Source organism: Streptomyces sp. NPDC006458 (assembly GCF_040612135.1).
GTDB lineage: Bacteria > Actinomycetota > Actinomycetes > Streptomycetales > Streptomycetaceae > Streptomyces.
This window is the reverse complement of sequence record NZ_JBEXPR010000025.1, coordinates 21,963-45,992: the sequence shown is the minus strand read 5'-3', so window position 1 is coordinate 45,992 and position 24,030 is coordinate 21,963. Positions and strand designations below refer to the sequence as shown.

Annotated in this window: 17 protein-coding genes and 4 pseudogenes; 14 read left to right on the top strand and 7 right to left on the bottom strand. The window is 73.2% G+C overall.

Annotated features, from left to right (window positions below):
- Positions 1 to 27: 27 nt before the first annotated feature.
- From ABZZ79_RS29480 to ABZZ79_RS29470, 3 genes are all read right to left on the bottom strand, one after another.
- Positions 28 to 1,443: a lamin tail domain-containing protein gene (locus tag ABZZ79_RS29480; RefSeq protein ID WP_356693806.1), complete on the bottom strand. Its 1,416-nt coding sequence runs from the start codon at positions 1,441 to 1,443 to the stop codon at positions 28 to 30.
- A 173-nt stretch (positions 1,444 to 1,616) separates the two neighbouring features.
- Positions 1,617 to 2,498: a diacylglycerol kinase family protein gene (locus tag ABZZ79_RS29475; protein ID WP_356693804.1), complete on the bottom strand. Its 882-nt coding sequence runs from the start codon at positions 2,496 to 2,498 to the stop codon at positions 1,617 to 1,619.
- Positions 2,499 to 2,610: 112 nt separating this feature from the next.
- Positions 2,611 to 4,206 (bottom strand): FAD-binding oxidoreductase, encoded by a 1,596-nt coding sequence (locus tag ABZZ79_RS29470; RefSeq protein WP_356693802.1) that lies wholly within the window; start codon positions 4,204 to 4,206, stop codon positions 2,611 to 2,613.
- A 72-nt stretch (positions 4,207 to 4,278) separates the two neighbouring features.
- On the opposite strand from ABZZ79_RS29470, the gene ABZZ79_RS29465 reads away from it, so the two are divergent.
- The 11 genes from ABZZ79_RS29465 to ABZZ79_RS29415 all read left to right on the top strand — a co-directional run bounded on the left by ABZZ79_RS29465 (position 4,279) and on the right by ABZZ79_RS29415 (position 18,109).
- On the top strand, positions 4,279 to 4,878 hold the full coding sequence (locus tag ABZZ79_RS29465) for a helix-turn-helix domain-containing protein (RefSeq protein WP_356693800.1): 600 nt from the start codon (positions 4,279 to 4,281) through the stop codon (positions 4,876 to 4,878).
- The gene (locus ABZZ79_RS29460) at positions 4,875 to 6,428 is read left to right on the top strand and encodes a glycerol-3-phosphate dehydrogenase/oxidase (protein ID WP_356693798.1); all 1,554 of its coding nucleotides are present in this window, start codon (positions 4,875 to 4,877) and stop codon (positions 6,426 to 6,428) included. Before ABZZ79_RS29465 ends, ABZZ79_RS29460 begins: the two co-directional genes overlap by 4 nt.
- Positions 6,429 to 7,232: 804 nt before the next feature.
- On the top strand, positions 7,233 to 8,981 hold the full coding sequence (locus tag ABZZ79_RS29455; protein WP_356693796.1) for an Hsp70 family protein: 1,749 nt from the start codon (positions 7,233 to 7,235) through the stop codon (positions 8,979 to 8,981).
- Between the two features lie 3 nt (positions 8,982 to 8,984).
- The gene (locus ABZZ79_RS29450) at positions 8,985 to 9,851 is read left to right on the top strand and encodes a hypothetical protein (RefSeq protein ID WP_356693794.1); all 867 of its coding nucleotides are present in this window, start codon (positions 8,985 to 8,987) and stop codon (positions 9,849 to 9,851) included.
- Positions 9,848 to 10,852: a hypothetical protein gene (locus ABZZ79_RS29445; RefSeq protein WP_356693792.1), complete on the top strand. Its 1,005-nt coding sequence runs from the start codon at positions 9,848 to 9,850 to the stop codon at positions 10,850 to 10,852. The genes ABZZ79_RS29450 and ABZZ79_RS29445 overlap by 4 nt, the downstream gene beginning before the upstream one ends.
- Entirely contained in the window at positions 10,849 to 11,979 is a 1,131-nt protein-coding gene (locus ABZZ79_RS29440) for a patatin-like phospholipase family protein (protein ID WP_356693790.1), read from the top strand. The genes ABZZ79_RS29445 and ABZZ79_RS29440 overlap by 4 nt, the downstream gene beginning before the upstream one ends.
- A gap of 109 nt (positions 11,980 to 12,088) precedes the next feature.
- The gene (locus ABZZ79_RS29435; RefSeq protein WP_356693788.1) at positions 12,089 to 12,664 is read left to right on the top strand and encodes a hypothetical protein; all 576 of its coding nucleotides are present in this window, start codon (positions 12,089 to 12,091) and stop codon (positions 12,662 to 12,664) included.
- Between the two features lie 258 nt (positions 12,665 to 12,922).
- Positions 12,923 to 14,953 (top strand): DUF1996 domain-containing protein, encoded by a 2,031-nt coding sequence (locus ABZZ79_RS29430; protein WP_356693908.1) that lies wholly within the window; start codon positions 12,923 to 12,925, stop codon positions 14,951 to 14,953.
- Positions 14,954 to 15,151: 198 nt separating this feature from the next.
- A complete protein-coding gene (locus ABZZ79_RS29425; protein ID WP_356693786.1) occupies positions 15,152 to 15,517 on the top strand; it encodes a hypothetical protein in 366 nt (121 codons plus the stop codon).
- 125 nt (positions 15,518 to 15,642) lie between these two features.
- Positions 15,643 to 16,041 carry a VOC family protein gene (locus ABZZ79_RS29420; RefSeq protein WP_356693784.1) on the top strand — a complete coding sequence of 133 codons (399 nt, stop codon included), beginning with the start codon at positions 15,643 to 15,645 and terminating at the stop codon, positions 16,039 to 16,041.
- Positions 16,042 to 16,834: 793 nt separating this feature from the next.
- The gene (locus ABZZ79_RS29415; protein ID WP_356693782.1) at positions 16,835 to 18,109 is read left to right on the top strand and encodes a SpoIIE family protein phosphatase; all 1,275 of its coding nucleotides are present in this window, start codon (positions 16,835 to 16,837) and stop codon (positions 18,107 to 18,109) included.
- A gap of 420 nt (positions 18,110 to 18,529) precedes the next feature.
- On the opposite strand, the pseudogene ABZZ79_RS29410 reads toward ABZZ79_RS29415, so the two are convergent.
- Together ABZZ79_RS29410 and ABZZ79_RS29405 are read right to left on the bottom strand one after the other, a co-directional pair.
- A pseudogene (locus ABZZ79_RS29410) lies at positions 18,530 to 18,703 on the bottom strand (hemin transporter); the annotation flags it as partial.
- A 343-nt stretch (positions 18,704 to 19,046) separates the two neighbouring features.
- Positions 19,047 to 19,452, bottom strand: a pseudogene (locus ABZZ79_RS29405) (MMPL family transporter); the annotation flags it as partial.
- Between the two features lie 129 nt (positions 19,453 to 19,581).
- Here ABZZ79_RS29405 and sulP point away from each other — a divergent pair.
- The 3 genes and pseudogenes from sulP to ABZZ79_RS29390 all read left to right on the top strand — a co-directional run bounded on the left by sulP (position 19,582) and on the right by ABZZ79_RS29390 (position 22,547).
- Positions 19,582 to 21,414, top strand: a complete 1,833-nt coding sequence (gene sulP, locus ABZZ79_RS29400; RefSeq protein ID WP_356693780.1) for a sulfate permease — start codon at positions 19,582 to 19,584, stop codon at positions 21,412 to 21,414.
- Between the two features lie 112 nt (positions 21,415 to 21,526).
- A pseudogene (locus ABZZ79_RS29395) lies at positions 21,527 to 21,835 on the top strand (FAD-linked oxidase C-terminal domain-containing protein); the annotation flags it as partial.
- A gap of 271 nt (positions 21,836 to 22,106) precedes the next feature.
- Positions 22,107 to 22,547 carry an OsmC family protein gene (locus tag ABZZ79_RS29390; RefSeq protein WP_356693778.1) on the top strand — a complete coding sequence of 147 codons (441 nt, stop codon included), beginning with the start codon at positions 22,107 to 22,109 and terminating at the stop codon, positions 22,545 to 22,547.
- Between the two features lie 73 nt (positions 22,548 to 22,620).
- Here the strand turns inward: ABZZ79_RS29390 and ABZZ79_RS29385 are convergent, their stop codons facing one another.
- On the bottom strand, positions 22,621 to 23,112 hold the full coding sequence (locus ABZZ79_RS29385; RefSeq protein WP_356693776.1) for a universal stress protein: 492 nt from the start codon (positions 23,110 to 23,112) through the stop codon (positions 22,621 to 22,623).
- 4 nt (positions 23,113 to 23,116) lie between these two features.
- Positions 23,117 to 23,351, bottom strand: a pseudogene (locus tag ABZZ79_RS29380) (arsenic transporter); the annotation flags it as partial.
- Positions 23,352 to 24,030: the final 679 nt, after the last annotated feature.

Here is a 24,030-nt window from a genome sequence, read left to right as displayed (position 1 = left end):
CCGGATCGGCGACCGCTCCTCAGCGGGTCAGCAGGTGATCGTGCCCTTGCGCAGGGCGTGACCGCCGTCGTTGGCGTCGTCGGCCCAGTAGACGGGCTTGGAGCCGCCGACGCATGCGTCCGAACCGGCCACGGCGAAGCCCTCGTTGTTGTAGTCGGGCATACCCGTGGGACGGTTGTAGACCGCGACGGTGGCGAGGGCACCCGAGGCGTTGACCTGCATCGTGCGGTGCTGTCCGCCGCACGTGTCGTCGCAGACGACCCACAGGCGGGAGGCCGCGGGCTCCCACTGGAGCTCCATCACACCGCTCATGCCGCTGCTGACGGAGGCGACGCGGGTGAACGTGCCCGAGTCCTGCAGGACGTAGCCGTACACCATGCCGGTGCCCTCGACGCCGACGAAGAACACGCCGCCGCTGTGGGCGCCGTAGCGGGCCGGGTCGTACGGCGCGCCGGTCGAGGCGTCCTGGAACGCGGCGCCGGTCAGGGCGGAGTCCGGGACCCAGGTGACGGCCTCGAAGCCGGCGTTGGAGCCCACCGCCGGGAGGTCGGCGGTCAGGTTCCACTCCTTGGCGGCGGTGAGCGAGGTGCCCGTGCCGCTGACGTCGTACTTCAGGACGGACAGCCGGCTGGTGCCCGAGGCGTCGCCGTTGCGCTCGCTGGCGACGAACACACCGGCCGCGGAACCGCCGCCGGTGACGGTGACGCCCTCGCTGTCGGCGGTGCCGGTGCCGCCGGTGAAGCGCAGGGTCTTGCCGGAGGACCAGCCGTTCGTGGTGTCCGGGGTCCAGCCGCCGGAACCGTTGGGCAGCAGGCGCCACAGTCTGCCGCTGTTCTGGGCGCCCCACAGCACGCCGCCCTCCTGGTGGAGGCCGCTGAGGTCGGTGCCGAAGACGCCTGAGGCGTCGGCGTTCGCGACGGAGCCGCCGCCCGGCCAGGCCACCGGCGTGGGCCCGCCCCCGGTGCCGCAGTTGTTGGCCGCGCCCAGCGTGAGGGCGGCCGACCGGAACGCGCCGGTGCCGTCCGGACAGCGCGACCAGGAGGGCGCGGAGTGCGAGCTCCAGGTGAAGCTGTCGACCAGCGTGCTGCCGTCCGCCAGGTACAGGCGGGCCTTGTCCGAGGAGCCCAGACCGAACTTGGCGTGCACGTCGAAGGAACGGAACGCGCCTGGGGCCAGCGTGGTCCCCGAGGCGATCTTGTACGAGGAGCTGTTGTTGTCGTCCTTGAGGACCCAGCCCGAGACGTCGATCGTGGCGGTGCCCTTGTTGTACAGCTCGATCGAGTCCTCGACGCTTCCGGTGGTCACCACCTCGTTGACGCGGATGTCGTCGGCCGGGGCCGCGTGGGCCGGCGCGGCGGTGAGGGCACCGGCGGCCAGCGCCGGTACCGCGACGAGGGAGAGGGCGAGGTTACGGCGCTTGCGGCGGGTGCGCGCTGCGGTCACGAGGTCCGTCCCGATGTGAGGCATGAACAGGGCGGGCATGACGGTCGCGGTGACGGTGGAACAACACCCCTCCCCCGGGGAGGTGTTCCGTGAACGATGGCCGAAGTGATCGTTCTCCGCGCGGCCGGAGCACCGGCACCGCCGGCGGTGAGGACGCGCGGTGCGCTGCCGCCTCAGGCCAGGACGTTCAGTGCCCCGGGCCGCACCCGTACCGTCACCGGAAGGGCCGCGTCGACCTCTCCGTCCGCGCCGTACGGGACGGTGCGGTCGGCCTCGATGCGGATCTCCTTGCCGCGCAGCACCTCGACCTGGGGCCGCCGCACATGGGCGCCGGTCTTCAGCTCGTTCATCATGGTGAAGAACAGCCGCTTCGGGGCGTGCGAGATGACCACGACGTCCAGCAGTCCGTCGTCGAGGCGGGCGCCCGGGGCGATGTTGCGGCCGAAGCCGTAGTAGCCGGAGTTCGCCGCGACGACGGTGTAGCCGGTGCGCTCGTACGGCACGCCGTCGATGGTGAGCCGGTAGGCGGCGGGCCGCCAGCCGAGGACCGCGCGCAGGCCGCCCGCGTAGTACGACGCCGCTCCGCGCAGCAGCCGGGAGGTGTTGGCGTGGTGGTTGGCCACCGCGTCGACACCCGCGTACACGCTGCCGAGGACGTGGACCCGGTCGTGCACCGCGGACTCCACCTCGATGGTGTCCACGGCGCGGGGTGTGCCCTCCAGCAGCACCCGGGCGAGGCCGGGGGCGTCGGTGGGCAGGCCGAGAGCGCGGGCGAAGTCGTTGCCGCGCCCGGCGGGGACCAGGCCGAACACGGTGTCGGTGCCGCTGAGCGCGCCGCCGACGCAGCCGGCCATGCCGTCACCGCCGACGGCGAGCACGACGTGTCCCCGCGCCCCGGCCCGCCGGGCGAGCTCCTGGGCGTGCTCCAGGCTGCGGCTGTACTCGGTGTCGAGCCGCGCGCCCGCCTCCCGCAGCAGTCTGGCCAGCGGGAGCAGGCCCGCCGCCCCGCTGGAACCGCCTGCGGCGGGGTTGACGACGGCGGTGAACTGTCGCATGGATCAGGCCTCCGGGCGGCAGGGAACGGGACGGACGGCGGGAAGTCGAACGGCGCGGGGAGAGGGAACGGCGCGGGGAGAGTGAACGGCGCGGGGAAGGGGCGCGCCGGGGTCAGCGGACGGGGAGGAGGACGCCGGGGCTGAGCACCCCGGCCGGGTCGACCTCGGCCTTGACGGCCTGGAGCATCCGGATGCCCAGCGGGCCGATCTCCCGGGCGTACCAGTCGCGGTGGTCGGTGCCTACGCCGTGATGGTGGCTGATGGTGCCGCCGGCCGCCAGGATCGCGTCGTTCGCTGCCTGCTTCACCGGCTCCCAGTGGGCGACGGCGTCCTCGCCCTGCGCCGAGACGACCGTGAAGTAGAGCGAGGCGCCGTTCTCGTAGGTGTGCGAGATGTGGCACATGACCAGCGGCGGCGTGCCGGCCGCGGTCAGGGTGGCGGTCAGGGCCTCGCGCACGGCCGCGTACAGGCCCGGCAGCGCGGACCAGAATCCGGCCGTCTCCAGCGTCTCGGCGAACGCGCCGGCGTCGAGCAGCGCGTCGCGCAGGTAGGGGGCGTTGTAGCGGCCGTGCTCCCAGCGGTCGCCGGGCTCCTCGCCGAGGTACTCGCCGCCGCAGGCGAGCAGGACCTCTCGGGCCGCGGCGCGCCGGGCGGCGGTCTCCTCCTCGGTGCCCTCGTAGCCGGTGACGGCCATGCAGCCGGAGGGCTGCGGGGCGTCGGCGGAGCCGATGGCGTCGGGCTGGGCGAGGCCGATGAACGTCTCCGTCTCGTCGGACAGACGCAGCACGGTGGGCCTCGGGCCGTCCTGCGCGAGGCGGCGCAGCGCGGCGGTGCCCTCCTCGAAGGAGGCGAAACGCCAGCCCTCGTAGACCCGCTTGCGCGGCAGGGGGCGGATGCGCACGGTCACGGCCGTGATGACGCCGAGCGCGCCCTCGGAGCCGAGGACGAGCTGGCGCAGGTCGGGGCCCGCGGCCGAGCGGGGGGCCCGGCCGGTCTCCAGGGTGCCCTCGGGCGTGGCGACGGTGAGGGCGAGGACCATCTCGTCGAAGCGGCCGTACCCGGAGGAGGCCTGGCCGCTGGAGCGGGCCGCGGCGAAACCGCCGACGGTCGCCCACTCGAACGACTGGGGGAAGTGGCCGAGCGTGAAGCCCCGCTCGTTGAGCAGCGCCTCGCACCGCGGTCCGCGCAGTCCGGGCTGGAGCGTGGCGGTGCGGGACACCTCGTCGACCGCCAGGAGACGGTCGAGGCGGCGCAGGTCGAGCGCCACGAACGGCCGCTTCGTCTGCGGAGTGAGCCCGCCGACGACGGACGTGCCACCGCCGAACGGGACGGCGGACAGGCCGTGCGCGGCGCAGACACGCAGGGCGGCCAGCACCTCGTCGTGGTCGGCGGGCAGCAGGACGGCGGCCGGGATGTCGTCGACCTCGCCCGCGCGGATGCGCAGCAGGTCGGGGGTGGACTTGCCACGGGTGTGCCGGATGCGGCTCTCGGCGTCCTCGCGCAGCGCGTCCTCCGCGGCGACGGCCGCCCTCAGCGCGGCGCGCGCCTCGTCGGTGAGCGCCGGGGCGGGTACCGCGATGTCGCCGAGGTCCGCCGGGCCGCTCGCGCCGGGGGTGACGCCGAGCAGGTCCCGCAGCAGGCCGGTCACCGAGTCGGGCAGCGGGGCCGCCTTGGCCGGGTCGCCCCAGCCGCTCCACAACATGTCCACTTCGAAAGGTTCCTCACGGTCGGTCCACGGACGGCGCCGGCGCTCGCCCCGCGCTGCATTACACTGTGACACATGACGCCCATTCGTCACAACGCCTCGGACGCCGATCCCGTACTCGACGCCGCCCGCGACTGCGTGCTCGCCGTCGGCGTACGGCGCACCACCCTCACCGATGTCGCCCGGCGCGCGGGCGTCTCCCGGATGACGCTCTACCGGCGCTGGCCCGACGTGCGCACCCTGGTCGGCGACCTGATGACCCGTGAGTGGATCGGGGTCGCCGTCGGCGCCATGCCGCCCGCCGACGAACCCCGGCCCGTGCGCGACCGCATCGTCGACGGACTCGTCGAGGGAACCGCCGCGTTCCGCGCCCACCCGCTCTTCCACAAGATCGTCGACGTCGACCCCGAACTGCTGCTCCCCTACATCCTCGACCGAAGAGGCGCCAGCCAGGAAGCCCTCCTGGAGCTCCTCGCCGCCGCACTCGACGAGGGCCATCAGGACGGATCCGTACGGCGCGCGCGGACGGACCTCCAGGCCCGCTCCCTGCTGCTCGTCGTCCAGTCCTTCACGCTCTCGCTGCGCACCATGACCGACGAGACCGACCCCGAACTGAGCGAAGCCGCCTTCCTCGACGAACTGCGCACGCTGCTGGAGAGGACCCTCACGCCATGAACCCCACGAGCAGCCCCGACCTGCCCGGATCCTCGCTCGACGCCGAACGCCGCCGGCGCGAACTCGCCGAACTCGCCGACGGCACCCAGGTCGACGTCCTGGTCGTCGGCCTCGGCGCGACCGGAGCCGGCGCCGCCCTCGACGCCGCCACCCGCGGGCTCACCGTCGCCGCGATCGACGCCCACGACCTCGCCTTCGGCACCTCCCGCTGGAGCTCCAAGCTCATCCACGGCGGGCTGCGCTACCTCGCCTCCGGACAGCTCGACGTCGCCCACGAGAGCGCCGTCGAACGCGGCATCCTCATGGAACGCACCGCCCCGCACCTGGTCCGCGCCCAGCCCTTCGTGCTGCCCCTCACCCCGCTGGTCGGCCGCAGTCAGGCCGCCCTCGCCCGAGCCGGCTTCCTGGCCGGCGACATGCTGCGCGCCGCCGCCCGCACCTCACGCCGCACGCTGCCCGCCCCCCGCACCCTGTCCGCCGTCGAGACCCGCCACTTCGCCCCGGCCCTGCGCCCCGGCGGCCTGCGCGGCGGCCTGCTCTCCTGGGACGGCCAGCTCACCGACGACGCCCGTCTGGTGACCGCCGTCGCCCGCACCGCGGCCGCCCACGGCGCCCGCGTCCTCACCCGCACCCGCGCCCTGGAACTCAGCGGCGACGGCGCCCTCGTCCGCGACGAGACCACCGGCCGGGAACTGCGCATCCGCGCCCGCGCCGTCGTCAACGCGGCCGGCGTCTGGGCCGGCGGCCTCGTCCCCGGCATACGCCTGCGCCCCTCCCGCGGCACCCACCTCGTGCTGCGCTCCGAGGCCCTCGGCCGGCTCGCCGCCGGACTGCACATCCCCATCCCCGGCGAGACCAACCGGTTCGTCCTCGTCCTGCCCCAGGGCGACGGCCGGGTCTACGTCGGCCTCACCGACGAACCCGTCGACGGCGACGTCCCCGACGTGCCGGAGGTCCCCGAGACCGACATCGGCTTCCTCCTCGACGTCCTCGGCTCCGCGCTCGACGTCACCGTCCACCGAGACGACCTGGTCGGCGCCTTCGCGGGTCTGCGCCCCCTGCTCGACACCGAGGGCGCCCGCACCGCCGACATCTCCCGCAAGCACGCCGTGCTGACCTCGCCCGACGGCGTCGTCACCGTCGTCGGCGGCAAGCTCACCACCTACCGGCGCATGGCGCAGGACGCCGTCGACGCCGCCGTGGCCGCCCGGCGCCTGCTCGCCGGCCCCTGCCGCACCGCCTCCGTCCCCCTCGTCGGCGCCGCCGACCCGGGCACCCTCGCCCGGCTCGACGTCCCCGCCCGCCTCGTACGCCGCTACGGCACCGAGGCCCGAGCCGTGCACGCCCTCGGCCTGAAGGACCCGTCCCTCGCCCGCCCGGTCGTCCCCGGACACCCCGTCACCGGCGCCGAACTCCTGTGGGCCGTCCGCCACGAAGGAGCCCTCGACGAGGCGGACCTCCTCGACCGCCGCACCCGCATCGGCCTGGTCCCGACGGACCGCGCCGTCGCGGAGACGGCGGCCCGGGAGGTGTTCGCGCACACGGCCTGAGCAGTCGCCTGGGCGCACCCGCCTGCGGGCCGGGCGGCCACGGCGGCCGCCTCCGCGCGGTGGAGCGCTCCGGTCGGCTCGCCAACGACCGTGCCACCGCGACCGCCGTCGGCCCCTCCCGCACCAGCTCCAGGAAGCGGGGGTCGGACAGAAGCCCGGCGAAGCACGGGTCGTTCCGCGCGATCCTTCTGGCGGTGTCGTTGACGAGGGCACGGCGCAGATCCTCGATCGCATGGTCCCGCTGCTCCCGGCCGGCCGCCGACGTCACGTCGAAACGCCGTGCGACGAGCATGTTCAGACAAGAACGGCCGCGGTCTCCTGCCCGGCGCCCCGGACCCGTCCGGCGCCCCGGAGTCCGACGCTGTCGATCAGCACGCGGAGTTGGAACCGCACGACGACTTCGAACACGGGCCCGACGAGGCTCCGGACACGGAGGAAGCGTGGGACGGCCTTGATACGGACGGCCCGGGTGGCGAGTGACTGACCTCTCCTTATTCGCTGCCGCTGAACTAGTTTTCAGTGCACCCTCACGGGAATGAAGAACACCTGAATCAAGCGCCCCTCGTGCGAGGGGTGTTGACGGTGGGGGAGCGGAAGGCAGGCCACTTCTCGAGTGGTTGGGGCGACGTGATCTTTTAGTTGCGGACCGGCTCGGACGACGCGGCTCGGCATGCCCTCGTCGGGGCTCAGGGGGACAGTATGAGTGTTTCAACAGGCGTGTTCGTGCCCAAAGTCGTGGTGGCTATTGATTTCGGCACACATGGATCCGGGTTCGCATGGGCGACCGTGTCGAATTTGCAGGACGTGACCAACAATCGCTACATCGCCTACCAGGACTTCGTGAAGCACGGTGGCAGCAGCCGCTATCCGAAGGACCTGACGGCCATCCTGGTGGACGGGCAAGGGGTGGTGAAGGAGTTCGGCTACGAGGCGCGAAGGCGCTGGCAGATCGAGCTCAACCAAAAGAATCCGAACAAATTCGGATACGCGAGCCGATTCAAGATGGCGCTGAGGTCGGACGCCCCTCCCTCCGACGTGCCGCGCTTCCTCGGCAGGCTCGCCCGGGCCGACCGCCGGATCGTGCGGTCACTGATCACCGCCTACCTCGGCAAGCTGTACCGGACGGCGCTGGAGGAGATCGGCGCGACGAGCTACCGCGGCAGTGGCCTCGCCTACGAGGGGGACGACATCCGCTGGTGCATCACCGTTCCCGCGATCTGGAAGGACGCCGAGAAGCGCGCGATGCGTGACGCCGCGGTGGCGGCCGGCCTGCCCGCCGACGAGGAGCGGCTGCTGCTGGTGAGCGAGCCGGAAGCGGCGGCCGTGTACTGCGCGCTCACCTCCGGCACCCTGCTCGGTCCGGCGCGGCCGGAGGGGCGGCTCGACGTCTGGACGGCCGGCAGCAGGTTCATGGTCGTCGACTGCGGCGGCGGCACCGTCGACATCACCAGCTACCAGATCCGCGCCGATGGCGTCGGGGACGACCGGCTGGCCGAGATCGGCCTCGCCGACGGCGGAGCCCACGGCTCGGCGTACATCAACCAGCACTTCGTCGACCGGGTCCTCGCCGACCGGTTCGGGGTCGAGGAACTGAAGGCGTTGACGGTCTCCCACCCGAAGGAGATCGCGCTGCTGGAGGACCGCTGGGAGGAGTGGAAGGTCGGTCTGCACTCCGAGACGGCGCCCGGCGGCGCGCCCGTCATCACCACGCCCTGCGACATCGAGATCCCGGGCCGGCTGTGGGAGGCGCTGCCCCGGGCCACCCGGGATCGGCTCGCGGAGGAGGCCTACGGCGACCCCTATCACCTCGTGCTCACCCCGGCCGAGGTCGCCATGCTGCACGAGGCGGTGGTCGGGCCGGTCCTGGACACCATCGAACGCCAGCGGCAGCTCGTCATCGACGGCGGCCCGCTCAAGGGTGTCAACCAGATCGTCATCGTCGGCGGCTTCGCCCGCTCCACCTACCTGCGTGACCGGATCGCCCACCGCTTCGGTGACGAGGTCGAGGTGCTGATCCCCCAGGACCCCGCGGTCGCCGTGCTGGGCGGAGCCGTCCACTTCGCCTACGACCCCTCGGTGGTCTGGGGCCGCCGCTCGAAGTACACGTACGCCTACGCCTGTTCGAAGCCCTTCCGTGACGGTGTCGACCCCCAGCGCAGGCGCTTCATCGACGAGGACGGCGAGATCATGTGCAGCGGACGGATGCATGTGGTGGTCCGGCGCGGTGACGTGGTCGAGACCGGCGCACTCAAGAACTCCTCCCTGCGGATCCCCCAACGCGACCTCCAGTCCTTCGACATCGGGCTCTACGCCACCTACAGCGACGACCCGCAGTACACCGACGATCCGGGCTGCGAGCACCTGGGCACGGTGGTGGCGGACGTCTCCGGTTCGGTGAATCAGGACTCGTCCAAGCGACTCGTTGATGTGTACTACGCGTTCGGCGGCACGGAGATCGCGGTGGAGACCAGGGACCGCATCAGCGGGGTGCGCCGCAAGGCGACGATCGAGTTCACCGAGCTGTACGGACGTCACGGCAAGGCGGGGAGCTGACCCATGCACGAAGACACGTACAGAACCGGCCAGGAGGGTGAGGACGAGGCGAGTCTGTACGCCGACACGCGCGTCTGGCGGGGAGGCAAGGGCGCTTCATCGTCCAAGCGGGACAAGGACCAGCGTGACCTGGAAACCGGGTTCCACTCGCTGCGCACCGAGTTGCACGAGGGCCTGCAGCGGCAGAGCGAATTCCTCGTCACGCAGACGCGCCTCAGGGGAGAGGCCGTGCTCAAGGCCGTGGACGCCCTCGCCGAGCGGCTCGACGGGGTGGCCCAGAAGTTGGACCTGCTGCTGGACGCCCTGCGGGACAAAGGGGTGCGCGACGCGATCGACGACGGCCGAGCCACCTCGGACAAGCACCACCGGCACCTCGAACTGGCCCAGAAATACCAGACGCTGGTCCGGCAGGACCTGCTCACCCTGGGGCGCCTGCTCTGTCCGAAGCAGGCCGAGGAGGACGACATGGAGCTGGCGCGGCGCCGTGCCCGGGCTGTCGCCCAGCTCGTGGAGCAGCTGTTCCAGCCGCTCGGCGAGCCGCTGACCAAGCAGCCGGAAGACGTCCTCGCCCGGCTGCGCGAGCTCGGGCACGCAACCGATGAGGCCCAGTTCAGGGGCCAGTTCAGCGCGGTGTTCCGCAAAGCGGCCGACCTGCGCGGCACCGTGGCCGACCTCTCGCTCACGGCCGAACTGGACTTCTCGGTGGACGTGACGGACCTGCCCACGGGTGAGTACCAGGTATGGAACCCTTCGCCGCCCGAGGGCGCCTCGCCCGAGTTCCTGGTCGCGCCCTCCTACGGCGTCGTCGGCGACCGCCCGCAGACCTACAGCGCCCCCTTCGTGTTCGTGGCACCGGCGGTCGGCCCGTGAAGAGAGCGCTGAACCCGTCCGACGTCGCCAGCGGGGTCCCCCTCGTGGGCGACCGGCTCCTGCTCGAACTCCTCAACGACCTGCACACCGCCGACGACCTGGTACGCGCCACCGTGCGTGAGGGCTTCTTCGCCAGGTTCCTGGGCCAGGTCACCGGCCACAGACGCCGCAGGGACCTCATCGTGAAGGGCTCCCTGATCGGCGCCCAGCGCGACACGCTCTCCTGGGTGTCCAGCCTCACCGGACGACTGGCGGTCACCGACCTCGCGGTCGCCGAGGTCGCCGACGAGGTCGGCCGGGTCGGCGGCCGGACGGAGGAGCTCGACGCGCGCCTGCGGGGGACGGAGAAGGGCGTGCAGGAACTCGCGTTCGTGGTCGCGGAACTGGCGGAACGCACCGGGCACGCCTTCGGGGAGCACGACGAGCGGCTGCGCAAGATCGAGAGCAGCCTGGCCATCGACAACGCCGTACGCCGCTGGCGCCACCCCCTGCCCGATCCGAAGCTGGGGTGGCTGTTCGGCGCGGTGCTGCTGGCCCGTGAGGTCGCCACCGGCCCCGCCGGGGAGCTCTCCACCGACAAGGGCGGCGGGCACATCGAGCGCGAGCTGGTCGGTCGCATGCTCCAGGACCCGCCCACGCCGTGGTACCAGGGCGTGCGATCCGTCGCGGGGATGCTGGCCGAGGCGACCCGCCATCTGCCCAGCGACGACCACCGGCTCATGGTGGCCGAACTGCTGGGCGAGGGCCTGCCGGACGGACTGTCCTGCGAACGCGGCCCGTTGAGCGCCGCGCTGAGCGGAACGGCACAGGCGAGCGCGGCGTCGGAGGCGGACCCCGAGGCCGTCGCGGGAACGGCACTCAGGAGAGCCGTCGGCAACGGCAGCAGCTATGTCGCCGCCAGCCTGACCGTCGAGGAACTGCTCCGCCAGGTCGTCAGGGAGCAGTTCACGGAGGCCGCTGCCCGCCGCTCCCGGCTCCGGGGGCTCGGAGGTGCCCCATGACCGGGCCGGGGGACTTCGCCCGCCTCGGACGCGAGGCCCTGGCGGTGGCCCGTGACCCGCTGTCCCCCCGAGCTGCCCCGTCCCCCGGCCCCGCCGACCGGACACGGCCGCCGCGCGCCCCGCGCACGCCCGTACGCATCGGCCTGGTGCTGGCGGGCGGCGGGGCCAAAGGCGCCTATGAACTGGGCGTCCTGGACTACATGGCGGAGCGGGGCGCCCAGGTGTCCGCGATCGCGGGCACCAGCATCGGCGCCCTCAACGGTGCCGTCCTGGCCGGCGCGGAGTCGTTCCTCCACGGAGTCGAGCGGCTCGCCGCCTTCTGGGAGCGCTTCACGACCCGCATGGGCATCGCGCCGTCCGACAGCCGGGGGCTGCCGCTGGACGAGGCGGGCGTCGCCGTGGAGGGCACGGCACGGCAGATGCGACGCCTTCTCCCGCGCCTCCTGGCACTCAAGGAGCGCACCGCCCTGCTGGAGGAACTGATCGACGAGGCGGTCGACCCCGAACGCATCCGGGCCGGGCTGCCCGTGTGGGTCACCGCCTATCCGCTGATGGACCACCAGGGCCTCCCCGAGGAACTGCGCCACCTCGTGGAGATCGCCCGGTGGATGGGCGGGTCCCGCGCCAGCATCATCAGGCTGAACGACCTCGCGGCGTTCCAGGTCCGTGAGGCGGTGCTGGCCAGCGCCGCCCTGCCGTTCATCTTCCCGACGCGCGTGATCGACGGCTGCGCCTACCTCGACGGAGGGCTCGGCCGCGGGGACCGTACCCCCGTGCGCGCCTTCGCCTCGGCCGAGCACTGCGACATCCTCGTCGTCCTGCATCTGCACCCCGACGCCCCCGTGGCGCCGGGCGCGGCGACCGGTCTTCTGCGGGTCGACATCCGGCCCAGCGTGCCGGTCGTCCCGCCCGGCCCCTTCGGACCGCTGACCGGCCTGATGGATTTCGCCCCCGACCGGGTCGCGGCCCTGCGCGCCCTGGGCTACCGGGACGCGACCGTGCGCTTCGACGAGATCGAGCACCTGCTGTCCCGCCGGGGCGCCCTGGACGAGGCCGAAGCCACGATGCTCGCCGCCGTGCAGCGTCTCAGAAACGGATCACCCGGACCCGGCCCGGACACGCCGTGACCTGGCCGCGCGAACCGGCCGACAGGCGCGGCCGAGGGGCCCGCGGCAAACCGGAGCGGTCCGCGCGGACCTCGTGAAGACCGCCGGTCCCGTCGACCGAGGAGACCTCTTGTCCGACCGCCTGCACGTGCTCACGGCCATCTACCAGTCCGACCGCGCCGACCGCTCCAGCACCCTCACCGTCAGCCTCGCCACAATGGGCGCCGCCGTCACCTATCTCGTCGGCACCATCGCCTTCTACGACAAACTCGACCTGCTGGGCTGGGCGATCAGCCTGCTGCCCTTCCCCCTGGTGTGCGTACTGGCGTTCCAGGCGCAGCTGGTCAACCTGGCCGGCGTGCGGGCGCGTTCCATCCTCACCCTCGAACAGGCCCTTCTGGACGCGGTGGAGCCCGCCACCGGTTCCGGGCTGGACCGCACCACCATCGGCGTCACGGCCAGCGAGCGGGCCCTGAACCTCCACACCGCCGTCCGCTGGCAGCGCGCCGCGATCCTGATCGCCTATGCGGGCGTCGGCCTGATCGACGTGCTGTACATCGTTCTGATGCTCGTCAAGGCCGCCCCGTATCTCGACGGGTGGATCGCCGTCCCCGCCACCTCCTACGGGGTGTTGCTGGTCCTCATCGCCCTGGCCTGGCATCACAGCGTCGCCAATCTCGACCTCGGCGCGATCGGCGGCCCCTGACCCTCGGCGGCTCCTGACCCTCGGCGGCTCCCGGGCCCTGGCGGCCCCCGAGCTCCGGCGGACGCGCGTGACCTGCGCGGCGGAAGGGTTTCCGGTCGATTCCCGTTTCGATTGAACACTCGGGCGCACCACCGCGTATGACACCCCAGGGGGAACTCATGACCGCGTAGACCAACGCGTAGGAGTACGAACGTGGGACGCAACACGCGCAGACGCCCGACCGGTGCCAGACGCGCGACCTTTGCAGCCGTCGCCCTGATGCTGGGCGGTGGAGGACTGGTGGCGGTGAACGTGTACGCCTCCGCCACGGACAGTGGCGCGGGCGGCAACGCCGTTGAGACGACGAGCGCGTGGGGCGCCGCCACGATCGACTGCCCCGACGTGGGCGAACGGCTCACCTCGGTGCCGGCCGCCGCGCGCGAGGCAGTGGACAAGGAACTCGCCCTGCTGGACCAGCAGATCGCCGACGCGTACCGGCAGCTCCAGGAGCAGAGCGGAGGTTCGGCCTCGGGTTCGCCCGAGGAACTGATCGTGAAGCCGCTGTCGGACCAGCGGGCGGCGACGATCGAGCGCATCGCCGCGGTGCTGGAAGGCGCGGGCGAGCGGCCGGAAGGCCTCGAACCGCTGGCCGCCTGCACCCTCAGAGAGGCCGAAGGCGCGCAGGACTCAGGCGCGGCGGACGGATCGGACGGCCAGGACGAGGACAACTGGCAGGCGGACGGCGGCGAACAGGGCGACGGCGGACAGGGCGGGATCGGCGGGCAGGGCGGCAACGGCCCCGTCGCCGCGGACTACGCCGACATCACCACCGTCCAGCCTGCCGCGGCCGACCCGCCCCAGTCGGAGGGCGCTTCGCGCGGTGCGTTCGCCAGCAACTGCGGCGTGAACGCGCAGGGCCTGTTCAACTCGGACAACGTGATCGTCGCGCCCGGAGTCGCCAACGGCGCCCACCACTTCCACGACTACATCGGCAACCAGGACAACGACGCCTTCGCGAGCGACGACGACCTCGCGGCCGCCGGCACCAGCTGCGTGGACCAGGGCGACAAGTCCTCGTACTACTGGCCCGTGCTGCGGCTCCAGAACGGCGACCAGGAGCAGGACGCCCAGTCGCCCGGCGGCGGCATCGAGGGCAACGCCGGAGAGATCGTCACGCCCAGGGACGTCACTCTGACCTTCGTGGGCAGCCCGGTGAGCGAGGTCACCGCGATGCCCCGGCTGCTGCGCATCATCACCGGCGACGCCAAGTCCTTCGTCAACGGCCCCGGCAACGCCAACGCCTCCTGGAGCTGCACCGGTTTCGAGGACCGTCAGCTGAAGGACAAGTACCCGCTCTGCCCGTCCGGCAGCGACGTGGTGCGCACCTTCAAGTTCCAGAGCTGCTGGGACGGCCGCAACATCGACAGCGCCAACCACCGCACCCATGTGGCCTTCGCCGACGGCTCGGGCAACTGCCCCTCCGGGTTCCGGGCGATCCCGCAGCTGGTGCAGCGCATCGTCTACGACGTCGACGCGCCGAGCCTGAACGACGGTGGCCGTACGACCCCGTTGTTCGCGGTCGACTCCTTCCCCGAGCAGCTTCACAAGCCCCAGACCGACCACGGCGACTTCATCAACGTCTTCGCCGAGGACCTGATGGGGGAGATGGTCGACTGCATCAACGGCGGCCGTCAGTGCGGCGCCGGTGCCGGAGGCGGCGACGACGGTGCCGGGGAGCAGCCGACCGCCGCTCCGGAGGACCCGCAGGGCGGTGGCGACGGCGGCGTGGAGCCGCCGGCCGAACCGGGCGACGGCACCGAGGAGCCGCCCGGTGGGGATGCCGGTGACGGCGGCGGCCCGACCGAAGCCCCGGGCGAGGAGCCTTCCGAAGCGCCCGGCTACGAGCCGTCCGAGCCTCCCCGCGACGAGCCCACGAAGGCCCCGGTCGAGGAGCAGCCGCAGGCGCCCGGCAACGAGCAGCCCGAAGCCCCCGGCGTGGAGCAGCCCGAAGCCCCCGGCGGTGGCCCGACCGAGGCCCCGGCCGGTGACACACCGGTCGTGGAGCCCAAGTCGGCCGGCACCCCGAACGCCGCGGCCTCCCCGGCCGCCACCGCGACGGAAGCCGGTGGTCAGCCCGACTACACCGATCCGGGCTCCGCGGGCGGTCAGCAGGTCTCGGCGCCGCAGGGCGAGAGCGGCCCGCTCGCCGAGACGGGCGCCAACCTGTGGCCCGCCGCGGCCGGTTCGGCCCTCCTGACCGCCGGAGGTGTGCTCCTGATGCGCACCAGGCGCCGCTCGACCCGCCGCTGACGCCTCCGTCCTCCTGTCCGGAGGCCAGGACGCGACGTGCCCCGGTGCCCCGCTGTGCGGGACCCCGGGGCACCGGCGTGTCCGGCCGCCCCTACCGCGTGCGGAAGCCGCGTACACCGCATTGCAGAATCGTTCCCTCTTTGTGTGACAGATCCGCTGATGTGAGAACCCGGCGGGGTCCGGCTCGTTGAACGACGCATGAACGACTTGGGTTCATCCGGAGTGTTGCTGCGGGGTCGGCTGCTGGGCGCCTACTGGATCGAGGAGGCCGCCGGGGACACCCGCGGCTGCGACTGCTGCCCGCCCGACACGCCGGGTGGCCGGGCCGACACGGCCGTCCGGGTCTGGCTCACCGCCGTCGGCCTCCTGTGCGTGGCCGCTGCTGTCGTGATGGCCGTCATCGACTCCGCCGCGGCCTCCGCGGCCGCACCCCCGTGTCCCGCCGACATCGTCGCCGAAGCCCGTGCGCACCGGGACCTCACGCGTGCGGGCGGCGGCGAGGACGAGGCCACCCGCTGCGACGCGACGAACGCGGCCGCGGCCTCCGGCGCGCGAAGGCCCTGACCCGCTCTTCGTGAGAGTGAAGGGCACACGACCATCCGGACGCCGCGCGCGTGGCGCGCACCCCTGCGCGTGGGGGCTGGTGTGCCCTGGGGGCAGGACGCATCACCCGCGAAGGAGACACTCGGATGCTCGGACAGACGCAGGCGTTCAGCGGCTTCTCGGTCGACGACCTCGACCGGGCCCGCCGCTTCTACGGTGAGACGCTCGGTCTCGACGTCGAGGAGTCCGGGCAGGGGGACATGCGGATGCTGACCCTCAAGATCGGCGGCGGAGCGCGGGTCCTGGTCTACCCGAAGGACAACCACACGGCCGCGACCTTCACGATCCTCAACTTCCCGGTCGACGACATCGACGAGGCCGTGACCTGGCTGGAGCGGCGCGGTGTGAGCCTTCAGCGCTACCCCGGCTTCGAACAGGACGACAAGGGCGTCGTCCGCGGCGGCGGGGGCGACGACGGCCCGGCCGCCATCGCGTGGTTCACGGACCCCGCCGGGAACGTCCTCTCCGTGATCCAGGAGAACTGACCGTCCCCGCGAGGGGAATGGAGCGCCCCTCCCGGCGAGGAGCGATGGCGCCAGGGTGCACGGCGCGGCGGCTCCGGCGGACGGGACGACCGTCCACCGGAGCCGCTTTTCGCCCAGCCGGGCGGACAGGCCGGTGTGTCGCCGCGCTCGTCCACGCGGCGGCCGACGAGCTCCGCCGGGCCGAGGACGCCCCCGGCCCACTCGTGCACGGTGACCCCGACGGGGGGTGTACGCCGCCCGGGGCGCGAGCGCGCCCCGCATGCCCTACCACCGGCCGCCGTGCTCGCCGAGTGCCGCCCCGCAGCGCGCGGCGCCGACAGCAGGCGCGTGTGCCATCCGGCGGCCGGGACCACGGACCCGCTGCGGGCGGTCGTTCCGGCCACCTCGGCGACGGCGGCACTCTCGGCCACGTCGCTGACCCGGATCCGGTGCTCGAAGCCCAGCACGAGCGTCACGACACCGTCGGGCGCCTCAGGCGTCTGCGCGGCTCCCGCGACGGCGGCCAGGCCCCCGGCACCGCATCAGCACGGGACGTAATCGCCGGTCAGGGCGTTGCCAGACCATTTCCAGGCCACGTTCCGGATCCACGGAGCAGCGCACCGCGCACCTCCGCACCCAGCATGCGGCGCCCGGCCTCGTGACCACCGCCCGAATTCAGCCGTTGAGTCCGGGACGGAGACCGGTGGCGAGGGCAGCGGCCGGTTCCGCGGAGGAGGCACGGAGCCCGCGCCGATCGGCGCTTTCCTCCTTATCGTGGACAGGCACAGCGACTGCGGGGCCGAGGTGGGCGGAAATGCGCGATCCGGAGATCGACTACGAGGCGGTCTTCCACGCCCTCCCCGGCATGATCGCCCTGCTCACCCCCGACCTCGTGTACGTCGACGTCGACGACGACTTCGTCCGGCAGACCGGCCGTACACGGGAGCAGCTCATCGGGCAGTACATCTTCGACGCCTTCCCCGAGAACACCGACGACCCCGCCGCGGCCGGCGGCATGCGGGACGTCGAGGCGTCGATGAACCGGGTGGTGGCGACGGGGGAGCGCGACACGATGGCGCTCCAGCGCTACGACATCGCCGATCCGGAACCGGCCGGACACTGGCGGGAACGCTACTGGAGTCCCGTCAACGCCCCGGTGCTCGGGCCCGACGGGCAGGTCGCGCTCATCGTGCACCGGGTGGAGGACGTCACCGAGCTGATCCGGGCCCGTGGCGGGGCGGGCGACAACGGCGGTGGAGCCGGCGGCAACGGCAGCGGGGCCGGCGACAACGGCCGTGCCCAGGTCCTGGAGGCCGAGCTGTACACCCGGGCCCGTGAGCTTCAGCAGGTCAATGAGCGCCTGCGCACGGCGCACGCCCGCGAGCGTGAGGTCGCCCTGCGGCTCCAGGAGGCGATGATGCCCCCGCCCGGACCCGTCGGACATCACCGCGCCGCCGTGCGCTACCGGCCCGCCGTCCGTGACCTCAATGTGTGCGGCGACTGGTACGACCTGGTCGACCTGCCCGGCGATCGTATGGCGGTGGCCGTCGGTGACGTGGTCGGGCACGGGCTCGCGGCGGCCTGCGTGATGGGCCAGCTGCGCAGCGCCCTGAGCGCGGCCACCCGGATCGCCGGCGGCCCGGCCCAGGCGCTGGACGCGGTGGAGGTGTACGCGCGTTCCGTCGACGGGGCCCTGTCGACGACGGTGGCGACGGTCTTCATCGACTGGGAGGACCACAGCCTCGTCCACAGCAACGCCGGGCACCCGCCGCCCGTCCTGCTCGACGCCGACGGCACCGTGACCCTCCTCGACGAGGCGACCGACCCACCCCTCGGCGCCCGCCCCGAACCGCTGGCCCGCCCCCAGGCGCGGGTGCCGTTCACCCCGGGTGCGACGCTGCTGCTGTACACCGACGGTCTGATCGAGCGCCGGGGCGAGGACATCGACGTCGGTCTCGACCGGCTGACCGCGACCCTGGTCCGGCGGCGGACCGACGACTGCGAGGCCCTGGCCGACGCGCTCCTCGCGGATCTGCTCCCCGCCGGGGCGAGCACCGACGACACGGCTCTGGTGGTCATCCGCCTGTGAGGACGGGCGGGCCGGCCCTCGGACGCGCCGGTCCTGGGCGGGCGAGGTGCTCGTCCCTCGGTACGGCAGCCCCTCCGACGCGGCGCACAGCGCGGCGTACAGGCTGCCCGCGAGTTCCTCGGCCGGGGAGTCGGCCCGGCCGCGAAGCGCACGGCGAAGTCCTCGGCACCCGCGCGCAGGGCCGAGTTCAGGGTCGCCGTGTGCACCCGTACGCGAAGGTCCGTGCTGTCCCTTCCGGAGCGCGCCGGGCGAGCAGGTCGGCGAGGACCGGGAGGGCGTCGCCGTGAGCCTCAAGCCAGACCAGCCGCAGAGCCGGTTCCGTGCGGGTCGTGCGGATGAGGTTGAGCACGGCGCGGTCGGCCCCGGGCAGGTCTCCCGTGTCGAGAGCACCTCACCGTGCTCGCGCCCCTCGGTCCGGACTCAGGCCGGCTCGCCGAGCCACAGGTCCGGGCCGAAGACCTCGTAGTGGATGCCGGCGGCCGGCACCCCCCGGCGCAGCAGGTCGCCGCGCACGGCGCGCATGAAGGGCAGCGGCCCGCACAGATAGGCGACCAGGCCGTCGGGAAGGGGCACCGCGTCCAGGTCGGCCTGTCCGAGCCGGGCCCCGTCGGGCAGTTCGCCCGAACGGAGGGTGGAGAACCTCACAGCCCCTGTCGGCGACATGGGGCCGAACGGCCCTGGACACCAGGGTGGTCCCAGCCCACGGCCGCCGTGGGATCCGCCGGCCGTCCCCGACGCCGTCTCCCTGCTGCCCGAGTGGACCTCACGGGCGCTGCGGTTGCCCCGGGTCACCGTTGCCGAGGACGTGTGCGTGCGGCCGCTCGGCACGGCGGTGACCGCCGGAATCCGCTGGGCGATGGCGCCCTCGCGCACGGGCCCGGGCGGGCCGCGCCCGACCGCGACAGGGTGCCGGACGGTCGCCCTCGTCCGACCGCGAGGGCGCGAAGTCGGCGACGGTCATGACGTGGCCGAGCAGTTCGATACCGAGGTACGCGTTCCCCACGCCGGTCAGGGCGGTCGCGACGGGGGCACGCCGTGAACCACCTGCGAGGCGGCGGGGGAGCCGTAGGCGAGGAACAGCACGACGGCGGCGACGGTCACGCCGACGATCTCGGCGATGCCGCCGGGGGAGTCGGTGAGCGCGATGGCGTTGCCGCCGAGCTCCACCCGGAGTCCGTCGGCCTCGGCGGCCTTCGCGGCGGAGACGACGCCCTCGGCCCGGCCTGCGTCGAGGTCCTCGGCCGAGTGCTCGGAGGTGACCGTGGCGTGGCCGGTACGGCGTCGTCGCCGATGCGGGCCGTGCCATGGGCGTCGTAGGGGCCCTTCACACCGGCCAGGCCCGGCGGGCGATCTTGTGACCCAGGTCCGAGAATGACCGTGGCGGCGTACCCTCAGACGTCCCCTGAACCGCTCCCGGTCAGGGAGGCCCCCCTCGGGTGGGCTGTCGGCCCGAGCCGGAGGGATGGACAGCGATGGCGGACGACAGGACCGGTCCACCCTCCGATCCTGGTCCGCCGGACGAAGGGCGGGAGCAGCGCCCGGCCCCCGCCCGCGGCACGATCCTGACCCGGCTGGGCTCCGTCCCCGGAGTCCGGGCCGCGACGGCGTACCGGCGGGAGTGGCTGCCCAAGGACGTGGTCGCGGGCATCGTCCTCACCACGCTTCTGGTCCCGCAGGGCATGGCGTACGCCGAACTAGCGGGGCTGCCCCCCATCACCGGCCTGTACACCACCATCCTCTGCCTGCTCGGCTACGCGGTGTGCGGACCGTCCCGGATTCTCGTCCTCGGCCCGGACTCCTCGCTGGGGCCGATGATCGCCGCCACCGTGCTGCCCCTGGTGGCGGCGGACGGCGACCCCGGCCGGGCGGTCGCCCTGGCCTCCATGCTCTCGATCATGGTGGCGGGGATCATGATCCTGGCCTCGGTGGCGAAGCTCGGCTTCATCGCCGACCTGATCTCCAAGCCGACGATGATCGGCTACATGAACGGCCTGGCCCTCACCATCCTGATCGGCCAGTTGCCCAAACTGCTCGGGTTCAAGGTCGACGCCGACAACCTGGTCGGGGAGTGCGTCGGGCTGGTGCGGAAGATCGCCGACGGGGCCGTGGTGCCGGCCGCAGCGGCCGTCGGCATCTCCGGGATCGTGCTGATCCTGCTGCTCCAGCGGCTGGTGCCCAAGGTGCCCGCCGTGCTCGTCATGGTGGTCCTGGCCATCGCCGCCGTCACGGTCCTCGACCTCGGCGAGCACGGTGTGAGCCTGGTCGGCGAACTGCCCGAGGGCTTCCCCCCGTTCACCCTGCCCGAGGTGCGCGCCTCCGACCTCGCCCCGCTGGTCGGCGGGGCGCTGGGCATCGCCCTGGTGTCCCTGGCCGACACGATCTCCAACGCGTCCGCCTTCGCCGCCCGCACCGGCCAGGAGGTGCGCGGCAACCAGGAGATGATGGGCGTCGGAGTCGCCAACCTGGCCGCGGGCCTCTTCCAGGGCTTCCCCGTCAGCACCAGCGGCTCGCGCACGGCGGTGGCGGAACGCGCCGGAGCCAGGAGCCAGCTCACCGGAGTCGTCGGCGCCGCGCTGATCGTCCTCATGCTGCTGCTCGTGCCGGGCATGTTCCGCAACCTGCCCCAGCCCGCCCTCGCCGCCGTCGTCATCACCGCCTCGCTGTCGCTCGCCGACGTGGCGGGCAGCGTACGGCTGTGGCGCCAGCGCCGGATGGAGTTCCTGCTGTCGGTCGCGGCCTTCCTCGGGGTGGCCCTGCTGGGCGTGCTGCCGGGGATCGCCATCGCCGTGGCCCTGTCCGTGCTCAACGTCTTCCGCCGCGCCTGGTGGCCGTACGCGACCGTCCTGGGGAGGGTGGCGGGCCTGGAGGGCTATCACGACGTACGGTCCTATCCGCGGGCCGAGCGGCTGCCCGGGCTGGTGATCTACCGGTTCGACGCGCCGCTGTTCTTCGCCAACGCCAAGACCTTCCGCGACGAGGTGCGGCGGCTGGCCCGTACGGAGCCCCGGCCCGAGTGGATCGTCGTGGCCGCCGAGCCGATGACGGACGTCGACACCACCGCCGCCGACGTGCTGGAGGAACTCGACGAGGCCCTCAACGCCGACCATGTGCACCTGGTCTTCGCCGAGCTCAAGGATCCGGTCCGGCGCAAGATCGAGGCGTACGAGCTCACCCGCACCATCGACCCGCGCCACTTCTTCCCGACGGTGGAGAGCGCCGTCGCCGCGTTCCGCCGACGCACGGGGGCCGAGTGGACGCCGGCCGATCCTCGCCGGGCGGCGCCGCCGGGCGAGGACGAGCGGTGAACGGGGCGGGGCCGGCGTCGCGTTGGGCGCACCCGGCCCCCGGGCCCTGGCCCCCGGCCCCTGGGCGCGTCAAGGGGCCGACGCCGGCGCCCCGACCCGGCCGTCGCGCACCACCGGGCACACCGCGACCGTCAACTGCCGCCTCACCCAAGTCTATCCGGACGGCGCGGCCCCCTACTTCACCGTGGCCGTGGCCGGCCGTCCCGGCGACGAGGTCGCGGTCTGGGACGACATCAAGTCCGTCGCGGCCGACGTGCTGCACCGCCACCGCGTCACCATCACCCACCACCACGCCGTCGGCCGCGACCACCGCCCCGGCTACGACCTCCAGCGTCCGGAGCCCTTCGCCCTGGCCCTGCGCGCGGCGAAGGACGCACTCGACCCGCACGGCATCCTCAACCCCGGTGTCCTGCTCGGCTGACCGGGGCGTACGGCGCCCTTCCCGGCGCCTGCCCGCCCAAGGGCCGCACGGCGGTCAGCCCCTGCGCGGGCGCCGCGCTCCCCGCCCGGGGCGGACACCCGACCGGCCGTCCCCCGGCCCGCCCGCCCGCGGGGCCCTGTCCCCGCACGGGAGCATCCTGGGGCCGTGTCCCCGCGCGGGAGCATCCGTGCGCGGAGCCCGCCGGACGGTACCGGCCGGGACGAGGGCGGTCGAGACCGGGTGACGGCCGATACGGCGTTAGGGTCGCGGCATGACCGACAACACCCTTCGCTCCGTCACCGTCGAGCGCACCGGCACCGGCCGCTTCGTCGCGACGAACACCCGGGGCGGCACCATCGCCTTCGGCAGCGCCTCTGAGCCCGGCTCGGAGACCGAGTTCACGCCGGTCGAACTGCTGCTCGCCGCGCTGGCCGGCTGCAGCGCCGTGGACGTGGACGTCGCCACCGGCAGGCATGCCGAGCCGGACCGGTTCACCATCGTGGCGAGCGGCCACAAGATCAGCGACGATCTCGGCAACCGGCTGACCGGCCTTCAGGTCACCTTCTCCGTGTCCTTCCCGGACGGCGAGGGGGCCGAGCGGGCCCGGGCGATCCTGCCGCGGGCGGTGAAGACCTCCCACGACCGGCTGTGCACGGTCAGCCGGACCGTCGAGACGGGAACACCGGTCACCGCGACGGTCGAGGAGAGCTGAGCACCTCCTCGCCCCCGGCCGAAAGCGCGTCGGCGTACGTCCACAGGCGGGACACCCCCTCGGCGCCCCGCCCTCAGCCCTGGTCCGGCGGCGGGGACGGCAGCGAGGTCAGGCCCGGAGCCGGCTCGGGCCAGACCAGCAGTACCGGGCACGGGGCGTGATCGACGACGAAGCGTCCGGCCCGGCCCAGGCTGTGCGGGCCCAGATGGGTGTGGTCGCCGTCGCGGGCCAGGATCAGCAGATCGGCGTCCCGCGCGGCGGTGACGACCTCGTGTTCGACGCGGCCGGTGCGCTCGGTGAGGGTGCAGGGGCGCGCCAGCCGGTTGGCCGCCGCCTGGAGGAGCTGACGGGCGGAGGTGGCGGCTAGGTGTTCCATCCGGGTGCCGGGGTCGCGCTCGGGGTGACCGCGGCCGAGGAGCCCCGCGAAGGCGCCGTGTGCCGCGCCCGGGACGTCCGCCGGGGTGACATGCAGCAGGACGATGTCGGCGTCCCCCGGCACCAGGGTGAGTGCGGCGTCCACACAGGCGGGCCAGGTGCCCTCGACGATCCAGACGACCACGGACATGGAGTCAGCCTCCTCCGAGCACGGCGAGTGAGGCCCACAGTGCCGGTACCGCCGCGCCCAGGCTCGCCGGAACGGCGTACAGACCCAGCCGGGTGAACTCCCTCAACTCCACCTCGCCGTCGTGCGCGTGGACGATCCGCCGCCACAGCAGCGTGGCCAGCGACCCGGCGTAGGTGAGGTTCGGCCCGATGTCGACCCCGAGCAGCACCGCCAGCACCGCCCCCCGGTCCCGACGGAGCCGTGGGCAGCGGGCACGGCGCAGGCGCTCCTGCTCCGCCCGCATCTCCTCACGGACGAAGTACCCGTACCAGAACGGCATGCGCTGGGACAGGTCCTCGCCGTTCCGCTTCACCCCCCAGGTGAACACGGGATGCCCCGAACGTCCGCGGTACAACGCCCGCGCGGCGGACGCGTCCGGCGTGTAGCCCCCGTCCTCGCGCAGCAGGAGACGCTGCCGCTCTGTCAGGCCCGCCTCGGCCGTCTCCCACGCGGCGCGCAGCCCGGCGGCCTCCGCCAGGTCCAGCAGCGCCTCCCAGTCCCACTTGGGCAGGGTGAGACCGAGGCGGCCGCCTTCGCCGGGCGCCGTCCAACGGTTCGTCACGGCACCGACGTACACCGCGAGACCAGCGCGGTTCCACGCGCTTACGACGTCGTGCCACATCTTCGCCGCGACCGCGGGAAGGTAGCCGACCCGCTCCCCGTCCACGTCGCAGGCCACCGCCCATCCGTCCCACGGATTGTGCGGCTCGGGCACGAGTTCGGCCTCGACCCGCCGTCCCTCCGGGAACCGGCTCAGCGACGGCTGGAAGTAGTACGTCCCCGAGGCGTAGAACTCCCCGGACGTCTCGAAACAGTCGTCGAGCAGTATCCGCCCGGCAGGCCTGACGTATTCGCCAGGACGACGAGCATGAACTCCCA